14 protein-coding genes and 1 pseudogene are annotated in these 16,259 nt (G+C 72.8%); 1 reads left to right on the forward strand and 14 read right to left on the reverse strand.

Features of this window, described 5'->3' with window-relative positions; genetic code table 11:
* Positions 1-89: 89 nt before the first annotated feature.
* The 11 genes and pseudogenes from V4Y03_RS11765 to V4Y03_RS11815 form a co-directional block, all read right to left on the reverse strand.
* Positions 90-869 (reverse strand): HAD-IIA family hydrolase, encoded by a 780-nt coding sequence (locus V4Y03_RS11765; RefSeq protein ID WP_317877009.1) that lies wholly within the window; start codon positions 867-869, stop codon positions 90-92.
* Between the two features lie 79 nt (positions 870-948).
* A complete protein-coding gene (locus V4Y03_RS11770; RefSeq protein WP_332434882.1) occupies positions 949-2,487 on the reverse strand; it encodes an alkaline phosphatase family protein in 1,539 nt (512 codons plus the stop codon).
* A 151-nt stretch (positions 2,488-2,638) separates the two neighbouring features.
* On the reverse strand, positions 2,639-3,697 hold the full coding sequence (locus V4Y03_RS11775) for a 2-aminoethylphosphonate ABC transporter substrate-binding protein (RefSeq protein WP_317877007.1): 1,059 nt from the start codon (positions 3,695-3,697) through the stop codon (positions 2,639-2,641).
* Between the two features lie 24 nt (positions 3,698-3,721).
* On the reverse strand, positions 3,722-4,537 hold the full coding sequence (locus tag V4Y03_RS11780; protein ID WP_332434883.1) for an ABC transporter permease: 816 nt from the start codon (positions 4,535-4,537) through the stop codon (positions 3,722-3,724).
* Positions 4,524-5,386: pseudogene (locus tag V4Y03_RS11785) on the reverse strand (2-aminoethylphosphonate ABC transporter permease subunit). Before V4Y03_RS11785 ends, V4Y03_RS11780 begins: the two are co-directional and overlap by 14 nt.
* 16 nt (positions 5,387-5,402) lie before the next feature.
* Positions 5,403-6,464 carry an ABC transporter ATP-binding protein gene (locus V4Y03_RS11790; RefSeq protein ID WP_317877004.1) on the reverse strand — a complete coding sequence of 354 codons (1,062 nt, stop codon included), beginning with the start codon at positions 6,462-6,464 and terminating at the stop codon, positions 5,403-5,405.
* Positions 6,461-7,156 carry a phosphonatase-like hydrolase gene (locus V4Y03_RS11795; RefSeq protein WP_332434884.1) on the reverse strand — a complete coding sequence of 232 codons (696 nt, stop codon included), beginning with the start codon at positions 7,154-7,156 and terminating at the stop codon, positions 6,461-6,463. The genes V4Y03_RS11790 and V4Y03_RS11795 overlap by 4 nt, the downstream gene beginning before the upstream one ends.
* Entirely contained in the window at positions 7,153-8,274 is a 1,122-nt protein-coding gene (locus tag V4Y03_RS11800; RefSeq protein WP_332434885.1) for a TIGR03364 family FAD-dependent oxidoreductase, read from the reverse strand. Before V4Y03_RS11800 ends, V4Y03_RS11795 begins: the two co-directional genes overlap by 4 nt.
* Positions 8,275-8,421: 147 nt before the next feature.
* Positions 8,422-9,189 carry a GntR family transcriptional regulator gene (locus V4Y03_RS11805; RefSeq protein ID WP_317877001.1) on the reverse strand — a complete coding sequence of 256 codons (768 nt, stop codon included), beginning with the start codon at positions 9,187-9,189 and terminating at the stop codon, positions 8,422-8,424.
* A 50-nt stretch (positions 9,190-9,239) separates the two neighbouring features.
* The gene (locus V4Y03_RS11810; RefSeq protein ID WP_332434886.1) at positions 9,240-10,253 is read right to left on the reverse strand and encodes a hypothetical protein; all 1,014 of its coding nucleotides are present in this window, start codon (positions 10,251-10,253) and stop codon (positions 9,240-9,242) included.
* Between the two features lie 388 nt (positions 10,254-10,641).
* Positions 10,642-11,703: an ROK family transcriptional regulator gene (locus tag V4Y03_RS11815; protein WP_332434887.1), complete on the reverse strand. Its 1,062-nt coding sequence runs from the start codon at positions 11,701-11,703 to the stop codon at positions 10,642-10,644.
* Between the two features lie 56 nt (positions 11,704-11,759).
* Between V4Y03_RS11815 and V4Y03_RS11820 the strand changes: the two genes are divergently transcribed.
* Positions 11,760-12,905: a Gfo/Idh/MocA family protein gene (locus V4Y03_RS11820; RefSeq protein ID WP_317874363.1), complete on the forward strand. Its 1,146-nt coding sequence runs from the start codon at positions 11,760-11,762 to the stop codon at positions 12,903-12,905.
* Positions 12,906-12,992: 87 nt separating this feature from the next.
* Here the strand turns inward: V4Y03_RS11820 and V4Y03_RS11825 are convergent, their stop codons facing one another.
* The 3 genes from V4Y03_RS11825 to V4Y03_RS11835 all read right to left on the reverse strand — a co-directional run bounded on the left by V4Y03_RS11825 (position 12,993) and on the right by V4Y03_RS11835 (position 16,251).
* Positions 12,993-14,456, reverse strand: a complete 1,464-nt coding sequence (locus V4Y03_RS11825; protein ID WP_332434888.1) for a choice-of-anchor A family protein — start codon at positions 14,454-14,456, stop codon at positions 12,993-12,995.
* 80 nt (positions 14,457-14,536) lie between these two features.
* Positions 14,537-15,394, reverse strand: coding sequence for a fumarylacetoacetate hydrolase family protein (locus V4Y03_RS11830; protein ID WP_332434889.1), 858 nt, complete (start codon positions 15,392-15,394; stop codon positions 14,537-14,539).
* Positions 15,395-15,531: 137 nt separating this feature from the next.
* Positions 15,532-16,251 (reverse strand): YidC/Oxa1 family membrane protein insertase, encoded by a 720-nt coding sequence (locus V4Y03_RS11835; protein ID WP_317874366.1) that lies wholly within the window; start codon positions 16,249-16,251, stop codon positions 15,532-15,534.
* Between the last annotated feature and the right edge of the window lie 8 nt (positions 16,252-16,259).

The raw sequence follows: 16,259 nt of genomic DNA on the forward strand, positions 1-16,259 counted from the left end.
GGGACCTGAACGCATCGTGACCTCCTGGTACTGGCAGGTTCACCCGGATCGGGACTTTTCGCATCCGCAGGGGCCGGCGAGGGGGCTCGCTACACGCGGTCGACGAGGTCCGCGATCGACGGGACGATCTTCGACGGGCGGAAGGGGAAGCGGTCGATCTCCGCCTGGGTGGTCAGACCGGTCAGCACCAGGAAGGTCTGCATCCCGGCCTCCAGACCGGCCAGGATGTCGGTGTCCATCCGGTCGCCGATCATGGCGCTGGACTCGGAGTGGGCGCCGATGGCGTTGAGGCCGGTGCGCATCATGAGCGGGTTCGGCTTGCCCGCGAAGTACGGGTCCTTGCCGGTGGCCTTGGTGATGAGCGCGGCGACGGAGCCGGTGGCCGGGAGCGGGCCTTCGAGGGAGGGGCCGGTCTCGTCGGGGTTGGTGCAGATGAAGCGGGCGCCGGCGTTGATGAGCCGGACGGCCTTGGTCATCGCCTCGAAGGAGTACGTACGGGTCTCGCCGAGCACCACGTAGTCCGGGTCGTGGTCGGTGAGGACGTAGCCGATGTCGTGCAGCGCGGTGGTGAGACCGGCCTCGCCGATGACGTACGCGGTGCCGCCGGGGCGCTGGTCGTCGAGGAACTTGGCGGTGGCGAGGGCCGAGGTCCAGATGTTCTCGACGGGGACGTCGAGGCCCATCCGGGCGAGCCGCGCGTGCAGGTCGCGGGCCGTGTACATCGAGTTGTTGGTGAGGACCAGGAAGGGCTTCCCGGTCTCCCGCAGCTTCTTGATGAACGCGTCGGCGCCGGGGATCGGCACGCCCTCGTGGATGAGGACGCCGTCCATGTCGGTCAGCCAGGATTCGATCGGCTTGCGCTCTGCCATGGGTGCGGGACTCCTGCCGTACGGGCGTGCGGTGTGCTGGGGGCGCCGCGACAGCGCTGTGGCGACGCCCCCAGCCTAATCAGGATGAGGTGATCTTGACCCCGTCGATCGTCCAGTACCAGTTGTTGGCGCCGGTGTAGCGGAAGCGGAAGCTCACGCTGGTGGCCCCGGCGGGGACCGGGACGGCGAGCGACTGGGGCTGCGAGACGACGTCGGCGGTGTAGTTCTTCACCACGGTCGGGGTGCCGCCGTTGAAGACCGCCTGGACCTGGGCGGTCTGCGCGCCCTCCTGGCGGTAGAAGGTGATGAAGTCCAGGGTGACCCGGCTCGCCCCCGAGACGCTGTACGCGGGGGTGACCAGGGTCGAGTCGTACGTACCGGAGAAGCTCTTGTCGGCCCACTCGTCGGAGTCGGCGACGGCGAAGACGCCCCGGGCGCGGACGTTCAGCTCGCGGGACTGGTCGCGCTGGGAGCGGGACCAGAACTCGTCGGTGGCGAAGGACCAGCCGCGCCACTCGGTCATGCCGCCGGTGCCCATGGCGTTGTTGATGACGGACCAGCCGCTGGGCGCGGTGTGGGTGAAGCCGAGGATCCCGGCGGGGATGCCGGTCTCGTCGACACGGCCGGTGAGCGAGCCGTGGAGGCTGTCGAAGGGGTCGGTGGAGCGTTCCTGGATCGGCTTGCCGTCGAGGCCCCACGCCGGGTCGGGGGTGATGCCGAGCTGGCGGAAGACGGTGGCGGCGACGTCGACGAGCCGGGTGTCGATGGGGCGGGCGCCGGCGGCGATGCCGGGGCCCTGGGCGAGCACGAAGGTGCGCCGCTCCTCGATGGAGGAGCCGCCGTGGCCGCCGGCGTCGGTGTGGCCGTGATCGGTGGCGACGAGGACGGTCCAGCGCTCGGAGGCATAGGCGGGGCGGGCCTTGATCGCGGCGAGCAGCCGGCCGAGGTAGCCGTCCTGGACGTCGATGGCGTCGGTGTACTTGGGGCTGGCGGCGCCGTTGTTGTGGCCGATCTCGTCGGTCTCGCCGAAGTAGACGAACAGGACGTCGGGGTTCTGGTTGCGCAGGACGTCCTCGGTGATGTCGGTGATGAGGAGGTCGTTGACGACGTAGTCGTTGTTGTAGACGAGCTTGGCGTCGGCGCCGGGGGTGACGGTGCCGTGGGTGTCGAGCTCGGGCCAGTCGACGGCGGCGAAGAGCGAGAGCGCCGGGCGGACCTGGTTCAGGCGGGCGAGGAAGCCGGGGTACTGGCCGTAGTTCTTGCCGGTGAAGGTGTTGTCCTTGACGCCGTGCTTGTCGGGCCAGACACCGGTGGAGATGGTGGACCAGCCGGGGCCGGAGGAGGTTGCGGCCATCGGGTTGGCGTAGAGCAGGGAGCGGCCGTAGGTGCCGTTCGCCATCAGGGACTTGAGGTTCGGGGCCTTGGCGGCGTCGATCCGGTCGTAGCGCAGGCCGTCCATGCCGACGACGAGCACCTTGTCCTGGCTGGTGCCGTCGGGGAGCGTGGGCGAGGCGGCCGCCTGGGCGGCGGGGGCGGTGACCGTTCCGGTCGCGGCGACGGCGGCGGTGGCGCCGGCGGCGGCGAGCACGGTGCGGCGGGAGATGCCGGTGATCGGCATGTCGGAGTCCTCCGTGGAATTCCGTGGAAAGGGCCTGGGCATGGCAACGCCCCTGATATCTCAGGGGCGTTGGTCCGTACCCGTTATCTTTCCGCGATGTTCGGAGGCTTTCCAGAGTCGTACGGTGAACTCTTGGTGCCGATCGGTCCCGTCAGCTGCCGGTGGCCGACTTCCACGCGTCCACGTACGTCTTGAGGTTCTTGTCGATGTCGGCCCAGTCCGGCTCGAAGACCTCGACGCCCTCCATCAGCTCGGCCAGTGCGATGGCGTTGGCGTCGGTGGCCTTGACGTCCTTGCGGGCCGGGAAGCCGCCGCCGATGGCGCTGACCTCGCGCTGGGCGCCCTCGCTCAGCATGAAGTCGAGGAGCTTCCTGCCGTTCTCGGTGTGCGGGGCCTTGTTCACCAGGCCGGCCGCGTACGGCAGGGCGAAGGTGGTGGGCTTGCCCGCGCCCTTGGCCGGGAACCAGATGCCGAGGTTCGGCATGGACTTGGACTGCGCGAAGTTCATCTGGACGTCGCCGTTGGCGACGAGGAGTTCGCCCTTGTCCACCTTGGGGGCGAGCTTGGAGGTGGAGGAGGACGGGCCGACGTTGTTGGCCTGAAGCTTCTTCAGGTACTCCAGGGCCGCGTCCTTGCCGCCGAAGTCGTGCATCGCCTTGATGAGGACGGCGGTGCCGTCGCCCGCGACGCCGGGGGTGGAGTACTGGAGCCTGTTCTTGTACTTCGCGTCGAGCAGCTCCTCCCAGGTCTTCGGGGCGGCGGGCAGCTCCTTCTTGTTGTGGACGAAGCCGAAGTAGTTGTTGACGACGGAGGTCCAGGTGCCGTCGCTCGCCTTGTCGCCGCCGTCGACCTGGTCGGCGCCCGCCGGGGTGTAGGCCTGGAGGAGGCCCTTGGAACCGGCCTGCTGGATGAAGGGCGGCAGGGTCACGATGACGTCGGCCTGGGTGTTGGTCTTCTCGCGGAGGGCGCGCTGCACCATCTCCCCGGAGCCCCCCTCGACGTACTTGACCTTGATGCCGGTCTTCTTCTCGAAGTCGGCGAAGACCTTGTCGTACCAGCCGTCGCCCGCCTCGCCCTTGAGGCCGTCGGCGCTGTAGACGGTGACGGTCTTCTCGTCGGAGGCGGCGGAGGAACCACCGCAGGCGGTGAGGCCGGCGGCGAGGACGAGGGAGCCGGTGAGGGCGGCGATCGGCTTGGCGTACGTACGCATAACGTCGTTCTCTCCTGAAGGTCTTTAGCGGAAGGAGGCCTTGGTACGGATACGGGAGACGGCGAGCAGGGCCAGCAGGGTCGCCCCCATGAGGACCACGGCGAGCGCCGAGCCGGTGAACAGGGAGCCCCGGTCGGTGGCGGTGAAGATGAGGACCGGAAGGGGCATCCAGTCCGGCGGGTAGAGCATCATCGTGGCGCTCAACTCGCCCATGGACAGGGCGAAGCAGAGCCCGGCCGCCGCGTTCAGGGACGGCAGCAGGAGCGGGAGCCTCACCCGGAGCAGGACGTACGAGGGGCGGGCGCCGAGACTGGCCGCCGCCTGCTCGTACATCGGGTCGAGCCGCCGGATCGCGGCCGACACCGACTGGTGGGCGAACGCCGTGACGAGCACGGTGTGCGCGAGGATCACGATCCAGCGCGTGCCGTTGAGGAGCACCGGCGGCTGCGAGAACGCGACGAGGACGGCCAGGCCGACGACCACCGAGGGCACCGCGACCGGCAGCATGAACAGGGCGTCGAGGACCTTCTTGCCCCGGGCGCCCGCCTTGCCGCTCGCCCCGAGCGCGGCCCCGGCGAGCGCGGCCCAGGTGCCGACGGTCAGCGCGATCAGGCTCGCGGTGACGGCCGTGACCAGGCTGGTGGTGAGCGCCTGGAGGGACTCCCCGCGGACGGCCGCCGCGTAGTGCCCGGTGGTCGGCCCGGAGGGGAAGGCGCCGGACCAGTTCGTGGCGAACGAGGCGGCGACGATCACCAGGAGGGGAAGGGCGAAGAGCGGGACGAACAGGACGGCGAATGTGACCCAGGCCGTCCATCGGCCCGTACGGCTATGCACCAGCACGTCGGCTCACCCCCCGGTACAGGACGTAGAGGCCCACGGAGAGGGCGACGTTGACGACGGCGACGACACAGGCGGCGGCGTAGTCGGATTCGAGGATCGCCTTGCTGTAGACGAGCATCGGGAGGGTCGTGACGCCCTTGGCGCCGGTGAAGAGGACGATCCCGAACTCGTTGAGGCACATGACCAGGACGAGGCTGCCGCCGGCGGCCAGCGCGGGCAGCGCCTCGGGCAGGATCACCTGCCGGACGATCCGCAGCGGCCGGGCGCCGAGCGAGGACGCCACCTCCAGCTGGGCGGTCTCCGTCTGCGAGAAGGCGGCGAGCAGCGGCCGCATCACGAACGGGGTGAAGTACGTGATCTCGGCGAGGAGGACGCCCCAGGGGGTGGTCAGGAACCGGAAGGGTCCCGTCGGGTCGCCGGTGACGTCCGTCCAGACGCCGTTGGCCATGCCGACCGTGCCGTAGAGGAACAGCAGGGCGAGGGTGATCAGGAAGGACGGGAAGGAGAGGAAGACGTCGATGAACTTCGACACCGCCTTCCCGCCGGGGAAGGGGACGAAGGCGATCACGACGGCGAGCACGAAGCCGAGGACCAGACAGCCGACGGTGGCGGCGACGGCGAGCCACACCGTGGTGACGAGGGCCTCGCGGAAGGACGCCGAGGCGAAGACGTCGGCGTACGCGCCGGGGCCAGGGACTCCTGGACGACGAGCGCGAGGGGGTAGAGGAAGACGACGGCGAGGACGGCGACGGGGGGCAGGGCCCAGATCCAGGTCGGCGTCGTCCGCACGCGCGCCGCGGGTACGGGCGGGGCGGGCGGCGCCACGCTCGGTGCGGGCCGCCGTTCCATGACGCTCCGCGCCCCGCTACTCATCGCTCACCCCCGCACCCAGCAGCACCGCGTCCTCGGGCGCGAAGTGCAGCGTCACCTCGGTGCCGAGCAGCGGCGTCTCCCGCAGCTCCCGCACGTCCGCCTTGACCCGGTGGCCGCCCACCTCGACGTACAGCCGGTGGGTGGAGCCGCGCCACTGGACCTCGGTGATACGGCCGCGCAGGGCGTTCGGCCCGTCGCCGAGCCCGACCAGGTGCGGCCGGACGCAGAGGGTGGCGGCGGCGCCGGGGGCCGGACCGGTCACGTCGTCCACGGCGACCTTCAGTTCGGTCCCTTCGAAGACGACCCCGCCCCCGCCCACCGTCACCGGCAGCAGGTTGGCGTTGCCGACGAACGAGGCCGTGAACTCCGTACGGGGCCTGCGGTACAGGTCCTGCGGGGTGCCGCAGTCCTGGAGCCGGGCCTTGTCCATGACGGCGATCCGGTCCGCGAGGGTCAGCGCCTCGACCTGGTCGTGGGTCACGTACAGGATCGACACCTCGGGCAACTCGCGGTGCAGCCGGGCCAGTTCGGCCAGCATCCCGGAGCGCAGCTGGGCGTCGAGCGCGGACAGCGGCTCGTCGAGGAGGAGGACCTTGGGGCGGATGGCGAGCGCGCGGGCGATGGCCACGCGCTGCTGCTGGCCGCCGGACAGCTCCCGGGGGTACCGGTGGGCGTAGGCCGCCATGCCGGTCATCTCCAGGGCCTCGGCGACCCGGCCGGGGATCTCGCCCTTCGGCGCCTTCCGCGCCTTCAGGCCGAAGGCGACGTTGGCGTCGACCCGCAGGTGCGGGAAGAGGGCGTACTGCTGGACGACCATGCCGATCCCCCGCTTGTACGGCGGGAGGCCGGTCACGTCACGGTCGCCGATGAGCACCCGCCCGGAGGCCGGCCGCACGAATCCGGCGACGGCCCGCAGCGCGGTGGTCTTGCCGGATCCGGAGGGCCCGAGGAGGGCCATGACCTCGCCGGGTTCGACGGTCAGGTCGAGGCGGTCGAGGACGGTGGTGCCGCCGTACGCGACGGACACGGCGTCGAAGCGGATGCCGCTGGTCATGCCTCGAACTCCTGCATGAGCGTGGGGAGTTCCGCGACGGAGGCGAGGACGTGCGTGGCGCCGTGCGCCCGGAGCGCCGCCTCGTCGTGCGCGCCCGTCAGGACGCCCGCCACGATCCCGGCGCCCGAGCGGACCCCGCTGAGCATGTCGTACGAGGTGTCTCCCGCGACCACGATCCGCCGGACGTCGTCCACGGCTCCGGTGCGGAGGAAGGCCGCGAGGACCATGTCCGGGTACGGGCGGCCCCGGCCGCCGGCGTCGGCCGGGCAGAGGGTCAGCCCGACCAGGTCCCGCCAGCCGAGGGCGTCGAGGATGGCGTCCTGGGTGACCCGGGCGAAGCCGGTGGTGAGGACGACGGTCCGGCCCTGGTCCCTGAGCGCGGCGACGGCCTCGGCCGCGCCGGGGAGCGGGGCGATCAGACCGCCGTCGACCAGTTCTCCGTAGGCCGCCTCGAAGGCGAGGTTGGCCTCCTTCGCACGGGTCTCGTCGCCGCCGAAGAGGTGCCGGAAGACGGAGATCTTGGACTCGCCCATGGTGGCGCGGACGTAGTCGATCATCGTGGCGGGGTCTTCGCCGAGGCGCTCGGCGGCGGCCGTGAAGGCCTGCTCGACGAGGCCGCCGTCGGCGACGGTCGTCCCGGCCATGTCCAGTACGACGAGGTCGTGCTTGGGGTTCTCGGTCACGGTGTTCACCAGCCCAGTTCGTTCGCGGTCGTCTCGGCGATAGCGGGCGAGCAGGTCATGCCCCGGCCGCCGGGCCCGGTCACCAGCCACACGCCGTCGCGGACCCGCTGGCGGTGCACGACCCGGCTGGTGTCGACGCACTGCGCGTACACCCCGGCCCAGCGGCGCCTGATCTTCGGCAGCGGGCGGCCGAGGAAGGACTCGACGACACGGGTGAGGTGCTCGTAGGGGTCTTCGAGGGTGTCGAAGGCGAAGGGGTGCTCGTACTCGTGGGTGTCGCCGATGGTCAGTCCGCCGTCGAGGCGCTGCACCATGAGCAGCTGCATCTTGTGGGCGGCGGCGGTGGGGTCCTGCGCCTGGCGCTCGTTGAGGGCGTCCAGGGCGGGGGACGCGTACGCCGGGTAGTAGCGGAAGGAGTCGGCGTCCGCGACGGAGGTGGTGAGCCGCTCGCCGAGGGGTTCGGTCTGCATCATCTGGAGCCGGACGCGGCGGACGGGTATCTCGCCCGCGACCTCGCGGACGAGGCCGGAGAGCGCGGCGCCGGTGCACAGGACGACGGCGTCGCCGGTGTGGACGTCCCCGTGGTCGTCGCGGACGGCGTTCTCTCCGACGACGTCCCGGACCTCGCGGTTCGGCAGGAAGGTGTACTTCCCGGTGGCGAGGAGGGCCTCGCGGAGGGCGAGCTGCGCGAGGCGCGGCTCGACGGCGGCGTCCCGCTCGCACCGGAGCGCGGCTTCGAACGTCCCGCGCAGGGCCGGGTTGACCGCGCGGGCCTCGTCGGCCGTGAGCAGCTCGTAGCCGCGTGCGGCGGCGTCGGGGCGGGCCACGGCGGCCTCGGCGACGGCGAGTTCGAGCTCGTTCCGCACGGGAGTGAGGGAGCCGATGGCCCGGAAGCCGAGCCCGGGGACGCGGGCCCCGATGGCCTCCCAGAGTTCGCGGGCGCGCAGGGCGGTGTCCAGCTCCTCTCCGGCCGCCCGTCCGCTCACCCAGATCTGGCCGAAGTTGCGGAGGGACGCCCCGCGCGCCTCGGCCTCGCGCTCGATGTGTACGACCTCATGGCCGCGTTCCACTGCGTGCCAGGCGTGCGTGGTTCCCACCACGCCGGCTCCTACGACGATCACCTTCATGCCGTCGACGGTCGCGGGGGCGGGTGACCCGGGCGGGGCCGGTGGGCGACGGGACGGTGAACGGCCCGACAAGCTTGGACCAGACCCGTTATCGTTCCGTGATGTTCTCCGGTCGGCCGTCAGTGGCGATTCGGTGGTGCGGGCGGCTCAGCCCTGCCGCCCCAGGTGGGCGGTGAAGCTGAAGCGGTCACCCCGGTAGAGGGTGCGGACCCGCTCCAGGGGGCGCCCGGCGGTGTCCCGGGAGACACGGTGGAGCAGCAGCATCGGCAGCGCGGGCGGGGTGCCGATGAGCAGGGCCTCACGGGGGGTCGCGAGGACCGTCTCGATGCGTTCGTCGGCGTCGCCGAAGGAGATGCCGAGACGGTCGTGGAGGTAGGAGTAGAAGGAGGAGTCCGGGTCGAACTCGGTGTCCAGGTGCGGGGCGCGGGCCTCGGAGACGTACGTGCTCTCCAGGCCGACCCGCTCGTCGTCCGCGAGCAGCACCCGCTCCATGTGCCAGACGGGCTCACCGCGTTCGGCGCCGACCTCGGGGGCGAGCGCCTCCGGGCAGGGGAAGCGGTCGAGCGAGATGAGACTGCGGCCGGGGCGGCGGCCCGCGCGGCGGACGCCCTCGGTGTAGCTGGCGAGCGACAGGGGCTGTTCGAGCTTCGGGCCCGCGACGACCGTGCCCCGGCCCTGACGGCGCAGCCTTCCCTCCAGGAGGAGTTCGCGCAGCGCCTGCCGGACGGTCTCGCGGGACACCTCGTACCGCACGGCCAGATCCCGCTCGGTGGGCAGCAGCCCGCCCTCCCCCAACTCGTCGACCATCAGGGCGAGTTTCGCTTTCACGGCGTAGTACTTGGGCACGCGGCCGTGCTCCGGGATGCCGGAGTTCACGGGGGCGCCGGGGGCGGCGGGGGTGTTCTGGTAGTTCACCGGGGGATGGTCGCAGACGGGGATGAACGGGAAGGTGTACGCGAAGTGACTCAGCGGTGCCGGGCGCGCCGGCCGGTCCGGACGAGGACGGCGCCGAGCAGGACGAGCCCGGCGGCGAGCGGCGCGAGGCGCCGGGCGAGGAGCTGGGCCCGATCCTCCGGCTCGCCGCCGGTACGGGCGAGTTCGGGGCGGCCGGCGGGGGCGTCGGGGGCGACCGGAGCGGCCTGCTCCCGGTCGCGGGGGGCGGTGGCGGCGGGCGGGCGCGGGGCGGTCCCCGGGGACCGGGGGGCGGTCCCCGGGGACCGGGGGGCGGTCCCCGGGGACCGGGGGGCGGTCCCCGGGGACCGGGGGGCGACGGATGTGTCAGGTGCGGGGTCCCGGGAGGCGGTGGGGTCGGCGGAGCCGTCGGGACCGGCGGGGCCCACGGTCAGCCGGTAGTCGCCGGACTCGCCGACCCATTCGCCGTCGGCGCCCCGGCGCTGCACGATCGCCGCGTTCACCACGACCTCGTCGGGGGCGGTCCCCGCGCGGAAGGCGAGCCGTACGGGGACGGTGAGGGTACGGCCCGCGGGGACGGCGAAACCGCCGAAGTCGGTGAACGCGCCGACGTTCTCCGCCTCTTCGGTCGCCTCGAAGGCCACGGGCCACCAGCGCGCGGACCCCTCGTCGTAGAACTCGAACCGGATCTGCTCGGGCCGCAGCACCCGGTCGCGGTCGGTGAGGACGAGCACCGGATGGATGCCGGAGCAGGGAGCGTCGGTGGTGTTGGTGAGGTCGAGCTTCCACTCCTGAGGAGCCCCGCCGGCGGGGTACTCGGCGGGCCCGCCGTGGATCTTGGTGTCGAGAGGGAAGCCGGATCCTGACGGGGTTCCGCAGGTGGGGGCGGGAGGGTCGGGGGCGGGGATCGCGGGGGCCGGGACGGCCGGGGCGGGGGTGGGGGATGCCGTCGCGGGGGTCGACAGAGCGGGGGACGCCACGGCCAGGTGGGCCGTGGCGGTGGCCGCCAGCGCGGCTGCCGTGGTGAGTGCGCGGCCGCCGCGCGGTCGCAGGGGGGCGGATGCCATGGGCCGGACCTTTGCTGCTCGCGGACGTACGGGACGGCCGCGACGCTGCCATGCCGGGAGGGGCGGGCCGGGGAGCGACACCGGAGGCACCACCCGGACGGACTGGTCGATCCGCCCGATCGGCGTACCTTCCGATGGTCCGATGTTCAGACCTTCGGATGTTCGGGGCTTGGGGGCTTGGGGGCTTGGGGGCTTGGGGGCTTGCGGGCTTGGGGGCTTCGGGGCTTCGGGGCTTCGGGGCTTGGGGGCTTCCGGGCTTCGGGGCTTCCGGGCTTCCGGGCTTGCGGGCTTGCGGGCTTGCGGGCTTGCGGGCTTGCGGGCTTGCGGGCTTGCGGGCTTCGGGACTTGCGGGCCTTCCGGGCTTCCGGCTTCCGGGCTTCCGGGCTCGCTACTTCCCGAAGACCGGGGCGAGTGTCAGCCAGGCCGCGCCCCGTGCCACCGCGTCGCGCTCCCCCGCGACCGTCACCGGGGCCGTCAGGCCCAGGCCGGCCAGCACCTCCCGCACCCCCGCCTCGAACACCTCCGGCGCGGCGAGCACCACCCGGCCGCCCAGGAGCACCTGGTCGACGTCGAGGAGCCGTACGAGGTTCGCCGCGCCCGCGCCGAGGATCCGCGCGGCCTCGGCGGGTTCGCCGCGCCGGACCGCCGCCAGGCAGAGGACCTCCAGGCAGCCGCGCCCGCCGCAGTCGCACGGCGGCCCGTCGAGCTGGACGGTCTGGTGGCCGAGTTCACCGGCCCCCGTCCTGTCCCCGCGCAGCGGCGCCCCGCCGAGGACGAGGCCCGCGCCCAGCCCCGTACCGAGGTGGACGTAAGCGAACGAGCCGGCGGCGCCGGGGCGGAGGGCGAGGCCGAGCGCGGCGGCGTTGGTGTCCTTGTCGAGGACGACCGGCAGGGCGAGGCGGCGGGCCAGTTCCTCGCGGACGGGATGCCCCGCCCACTGCGGGAAGCCCGTCACCCGGCCGGGCACGCCCGCACGGTGGTCCAGGGGGCCGGGCATGGCCACGCCCGCCCCGAGGACGGGCCCGGGGGCCTCGGTCAGGACGCTCCGGACCTCCTCCGTCACCGCGTCCAGGACGGGCCCCGCCCCCTCCCCCAGGCCCAGAGGGCGGCGGCGGAGGATGACGGTGGTGCCCGCGAGGTCGGCGAGGAGGGTGGTCAGCCCGTCGCGGTCGAGGTGGACGCCGACGGCGTACCCGGCGGAGGGGACGAGCCGCAGGACGGTACGGGGCTTGCCGCCGGTCGAGGCCCGGTGGCCGGCCTCCGTGGCGAGGCCCTCCGCGCGCAGCCGCGCCGTGATCTTGCTGACGGCCTGCGGGGTGAGCCCGGTGCGCTCGGCCAGCTCCAGACGGCTGATGCCCGCCGCGCCCGCCGCGCGCAGCAGGTCGAGGACGAGCGCGGCGTTGTGGCTGCGCAGTGCCGGCACGTTGACTCCACCCAGGTCCCTCTTCACCCGTCCATTGTCGCTGCCGCTTGCACTTCGGCAACACCGTTGCTTAAGTGAGACGCATGACTGGCACGGACACGACCGGCACGGGCACGCGTACGGATCCCACGGGCACGCGGGCTCCCGGCACCGCCCCCCGCACCCCCCTCCGCGTCGGGCTCGTCGGCTACGGCCTCGCGGGTTCCGTCTTCCACGCCCCGCTGATCGCCGCCTCCGAGGACCTGACCCTCGCCGCCGTCACCACCGGCAACCCCGAACGGGCCGCCGAGGCCCGCGCCGCCCACCCGGGCGTCCGGGTCGTCGCCGCCCCCGAGGAACTCTGGGCGGAGGGCTCCCCCGCGCTCGACCTGGTCGTGGTCGCCTCCCCCAACAAGACGCACGTCGCCGTCGCCACGGCCGCCCTGGAGGCCGGCCTCCCCGTCGTCGTCGACAAGCCCCTCGCCGGGACCGCCGCCGAGGCGCGCGGCCTCGCCGCCCTCGCCGAGGAGCGGGGGCTGCTGCTCTCCGTCTTCCAGAACCGCCGCTGGGACAACGACTTCCGTACGCTCCGCCGCCTCCTCGACGAGGACGCGCTCGGCGAGGTCCAGCGCTTCGAGTCCCGCTTCGAACGGTGGCGCCCGTACCCCAAGGGCGGCTGGCGTGAGTCGGGCGCACCCGAGGAGATCGGTGGCCTCCTCTACGACCTGGGCAGCCATGTCGTCGACCAGGCGCTCGTGCTCTTCGGGCCGGTGGTCTCGGTGTACGCCGAGTCGGACGTACGGCGGCCCGGCGCCGAGGCCGACGACGACACCTTCCTGGCGCTCACCCACGCCGGCGGCGTCCGTTCCCATCTGTACGTGAGTGCCACCACCGCCCAGCTCGGCCCCCGCTTCCGGGTCCTCGGGCAGAGCGCGGGCTTCGTGAAGTACGGGCTCGACCCGCAGGAGGCCGCACTCCGCGAGGGGCTGCGGCCGGTGCCGGGGGCCGTGTGGGGCGTGGAGCCGGAGGCCCTGTGGGGCCGCATCGGTGCCGGTGAGTCCCCGCTGACCGGCGGCGGAACCCCGGTCGAGTCGCTGCCGGGCGACTACCCGGCGTACTACGCGGCCGTCGCCGCCGCCCTGCGCGGCACGGGCGAGAACCCGGTCACGGCCCACGAGGCCGCCGCCGCGCTCGACGTGCTGGAAGCGGCGAGGAGGTCCGCCCGCGAGGGCGTCACGGTGAGGCTCTGACCGACACCCGACCGGGACCGCGCGGGGCGGCCCGGTCCCGGTCGGGGTCTCGGGGTCGGGGTCTCGGGGTCGGGGCGGGGCGGTCGCTCAGCTCATACGCCTCCGCCGCCGGGTGAAGGCCACGAGCGCGCCGCCGCCGAGGGCGAGACCGACGGCGGTGGCGCCCATGACGATCTTCCCGGTGCCCGCGCCGGTCTCGGGGAGCTGGCCCATCGGCCCGTGGTTGCCGCCGCCGGAGTTGCCGTATCCGCCGTTCTCCCCGTAACCACCGTCGCTCCCGCCGTCACTCCCGCCGGCCGTCCAACCGCCGGTCGTGTCGTCGGTGGGCGTGGGGGTCGGGGTCGGCTCGGTGGGTGTCGGGGTGGGCTCGGTCGGTGTCGGGGTCGGCTCCGTGGGTGTCGGCGTCGGCTCGGTCGGAGTGGGAGTGGGCTCCGTCGGTGTAGGCGTCGGCTCCGTGGGCGTCGGGGTCGGCGTGGGATCCGTGCAGTCGGGCAGGTCGCCGTTGAACGGATACGCGTGGATCTCCTGGCCACCGCCGCCCGTGGTCTCCGAGGAGTGCGTCAGGTTTCCGGTGGTGAAGAAGCGGCCGTTCATGCCCGGCATGGTGATCGTCGTCGTGCTGGCCTGGTTGCCGATCAGGACACCGCCCGCGAACTGGGCCGTCCCCTCGAACTTGACCCGGCTCGCGTCCGGGAAGTTCCACAGCACCCGGTCGCGCAGCCCGTCCGGCAGCCCGGCGATGTACGAGTCGACGACGCGTTCGCCGCCGAGGACGTTGACGAGGACGGTCGCGTCGGCCGGAATCCCGGCGAAGGCGATTCCCTGCTGGCCGCCGCTCGCCGACTCCAGGTCGAAGTCGACGTTGAAGACCTGGAGCGACGAGGTCCCGTCACCCGTGAAGAGGGTCTCGGAGCCGTTGTTGACGGCGGTCCCGGTGGGGGTGCGGGAGGCCCCGTTCACATAGGCGTAGCACTGGCTCGCGTCGGTGAGCTGGTCGCGGAGCGCGGTGTACGGGGCGGCGGCGTCGGCGTCGTGCACCGGGGTGGGCGCCACCGTGCCGGAGAGCGTGCCCCCGTACCGTACGACGCCGCTGACCGAGCCCTCCTCGGCGAGCAGCCGCTGCCCGGAGGCGACCGTCAGGTCCTTGCCGACGGTGAGGAAGTCGGTGCCGTTGTCCGGGGGGACGCGGGAGCCGACGCCCGCGACGCCGACGTTGTAGACGGCCGACACCCCGGCCTTCTTGTTCTGGTCGAAGGCGCCGAGGACGACGACCTTGCCCTCGGCCTCGGCCGCCGCCTCGCGGACGAGGAAGTCGCCGCCGACGAAGATGTTGATGTTGTTGTCGCGGTACACGACGTCGCCGCTGCCGATGCCGGGGTAGGGACCGGTGGGGCAGTTGCCGGGCTTGCAGGGGCCGAGGCCGCCCGGCAGCGGCTCGGCCCAGCCGGTCACGGCCAGCGCGCCGACCAGGGCGGTGGCTCCGACCGTGGACGCGGCGATGAGGGCGAGACGGCGTCGGTCACGGCGGCGGTCATAGGCGTTTCGTTCCATATCAGGCAATATGCAAAAACCAGCACAAAAAAGGCGACGCCCCACGCGGGGCGCCGCCCTTTCGCTTCAGATCACCGGGATCAGGCGCTCTTGAGTTCCTGGCGCTGGCGGCCGAGGCCGTCGACCTCCAGCTCGACCACGTCGCCGGGCCGCAGGTACGGCTTGGGCTCCGGCTGCCCCATGGCGACACCGGCGGGCGTGCCGGTGTTGATGATGTCGCCGGGGTAGAGGGTCATGAACCGGCTGACGTACCGCACGACCTCGGCGACCGGGAAGATCTGGTCCGAGGTGTGACCGTCCTGCCTGAGCTCGCCGTTGACCCAGAGCCGCATGCCGAGCGCCTGCGGGTCCGGCACCTCGTCGGCGGTGACCAGCCAGGGCCCGAGCGGGTTGAAGGTCTCGCAGTTCTTGCCCTTGTCCCAGGTGCCGCCGCGCTCGATCTGGAACTCGCGCTCGGAGACGTCGTGCGCGACGGCGTACCCGGCGACGTGCGCGAGGGCCTCCTCGTCGGTCTCCAGATACCGGGCGGTGCGGCCGATGACGATCGCCAGCTCCACCTCCCAGTCCGTCTTCACCGAGCCGCGCGGTACGAGCACGGTGTCGTCGGGGCCGACGACGGTGTCGGCGGCCTTGAGGAAGACGACGGGCTCGGCGGGGGTGGCCTGACCGGTCTCGGCGGCGTGCCCGTGGTAGTTCAGCCCGATGCACACGACCTTGCCGATCCGGCCGACCGGCGGGCCGACGCGCAGCCCGGTGGCGTCGAGCGCGGGCAGCACTCCGGCGCCGGCGGCGGCCCGGACGCGGTCCAGGGCGGAGGCGTCGGCGAGCAGACTGCCGTCGATGTCGTCGACCAGCGCGGACAGGTCGCGGAGCCTTCCGTCCTGGTCGAGCAGGGCGGGACGCTCGGCTCCGGGCGGGCCGACACGCAGCAGCTTCATGGACTTCTCCCTGTGGTCGAGGCGGGCCCGGGAAAGGCCCTGGGGTACCCCGGCCGATGGAGTGCGGCCATCGGAGGATTGGTCGATCCTCCAAGAGAACAGGTCACTCTGCAAGACCCCGTTCACGCACTGGACCCTTACGCGGGAGTAACCAGGGCCGCCCCCGGCATGTCCCGGTAGAGGAAGGTCCGCTCGACGGCGGTCCAGGTGGTGCTGGTGACGATGTAGAGCGCGGCGGCCAGCGGTACGGCCGCGACCGAGATCAGGGTCGCGAAGGAGAGCAGCGGCAGGAACTTGGCCATGCCCGCGGCCACCCCCGCGCCGGGCTGGCCGGGCTCCACCGCGACCGCCACCGGCTGCCGCTTGGCCCGGAGGTAGTTGTACGTGGCGACGGTGGCCACGATCGCGAAGAGCACGAGGTAGACGAGGCCGGCCGGGCCGAAGACCCCGCCGTGGGAGAGGGCGTCGGCGTAGTGGTCGCCCAGTGGGGCGGCGAAGAGGCTGTGCCCGGCCATCCGCCCGCTGGAGAAGAGGTGGAACATCAGGAAGAACGCGGGTGCCTGGAGCAGGCTCGGCAGGCAGCCCGCGAGCGGCGAGACCTTCTCCTCGGCATGCAGTTCCATGATCGCCTTCTGCAGGCGGTCGGGGTTCTTGGCGTGCTTCTTGCGGAGCGCGGCGAGCTGGGGGGCGAGCCGGGTGCGCGCCTTCTGGCCCCGGGCGGCGGCCCGGGAGAGCGGGTGGATCGCGAGCCGTACGAGCAGGGTGAAGAGGATGATCGCGGCGGCCGTGGCGGTGCCGGCGAAGAGCGGCTGGAGCAGGTCGGCGAGCCGCTCGACCAGGGAAGCGAAGACGGACAAGGGGGAGC

Origin of the sequence: Streptomyces sp. P9-A4 (assembly GCF_036634195.1) — a bacterium.
Classification (GTDB): domain Bacteria; phylum Actinomycetota; class Actinomycetes; order Streptomycetales; family Streptomycetaceae; genus Streptomyces.

Bases quoted from the DNA above. Each gene is read 5' to 3' on its own strand.
- V4Y03_RS11825 (WP_332434888.1), bottom strand. From the start codon at position 14,456: ATGGAACGAAACGCCTATGACCGCCGCCGTGACCGACGCCGTCTCGCC.
- V4Y03_RS11790 (WP_317877004.1), bottom strand. From the start codon at position 6,464: ATGACCAGCGGCATCCGCTTCGACGCCGTGTCCGTCGCGTACGGCGGC.
- V4Y03_RS11770 (WP_332434882.1), bottom strand. From the start codon at position 2,487: ATGCCGATCACCGGCATCTCCCGCCGCACCGTGCTCGCCGCCGCCGGC.
- V4Y03_RS11775 (WP_317877007.1), bottom strand. From the start codon at position 3,697: ATGCGTACGTACGCCAAGCCGATCGCCGCCCTCACCGGCTCCCTCGTC.
- V4Y03_RS11820 (WP_317874363.1), top strand. From the start codon at position 11,760: ATGACTGGCACGGACACGACCGGCACGGGCACGCGTACGGATCCCACG.
- V4Y03_RS11830 (WP_332434889.1), bottom strand. From the start codon at position 15,394: ATGAAGCTGCTGCGTGTCGGCCCGCCCGGAGCCGAGCGTCCCGCCCTG.
- V4Y03_RS11810 (WP_332434886.1), bottom strand. From the start codon at position 10,253: ATGGCATCCGCCCCCCTGCGACCGCGCGGCGGCCGCGCACTCACCACG.
- V4Y03_RS11765 (WP_317877009.1), bottom strand. From the start codon at position 869: ATGGCAGAGCGCAAGCCGATCGAATCCTGGCTGACCGACATGGACGGC.
- V4Y03_RS11800 (WP_332434885.1), bottom strand. From the start codon at position 8,274: ATGAAGGTGATCGTCGTAGGAGCCGGCGTGGTGGGAACCACGCACGCC.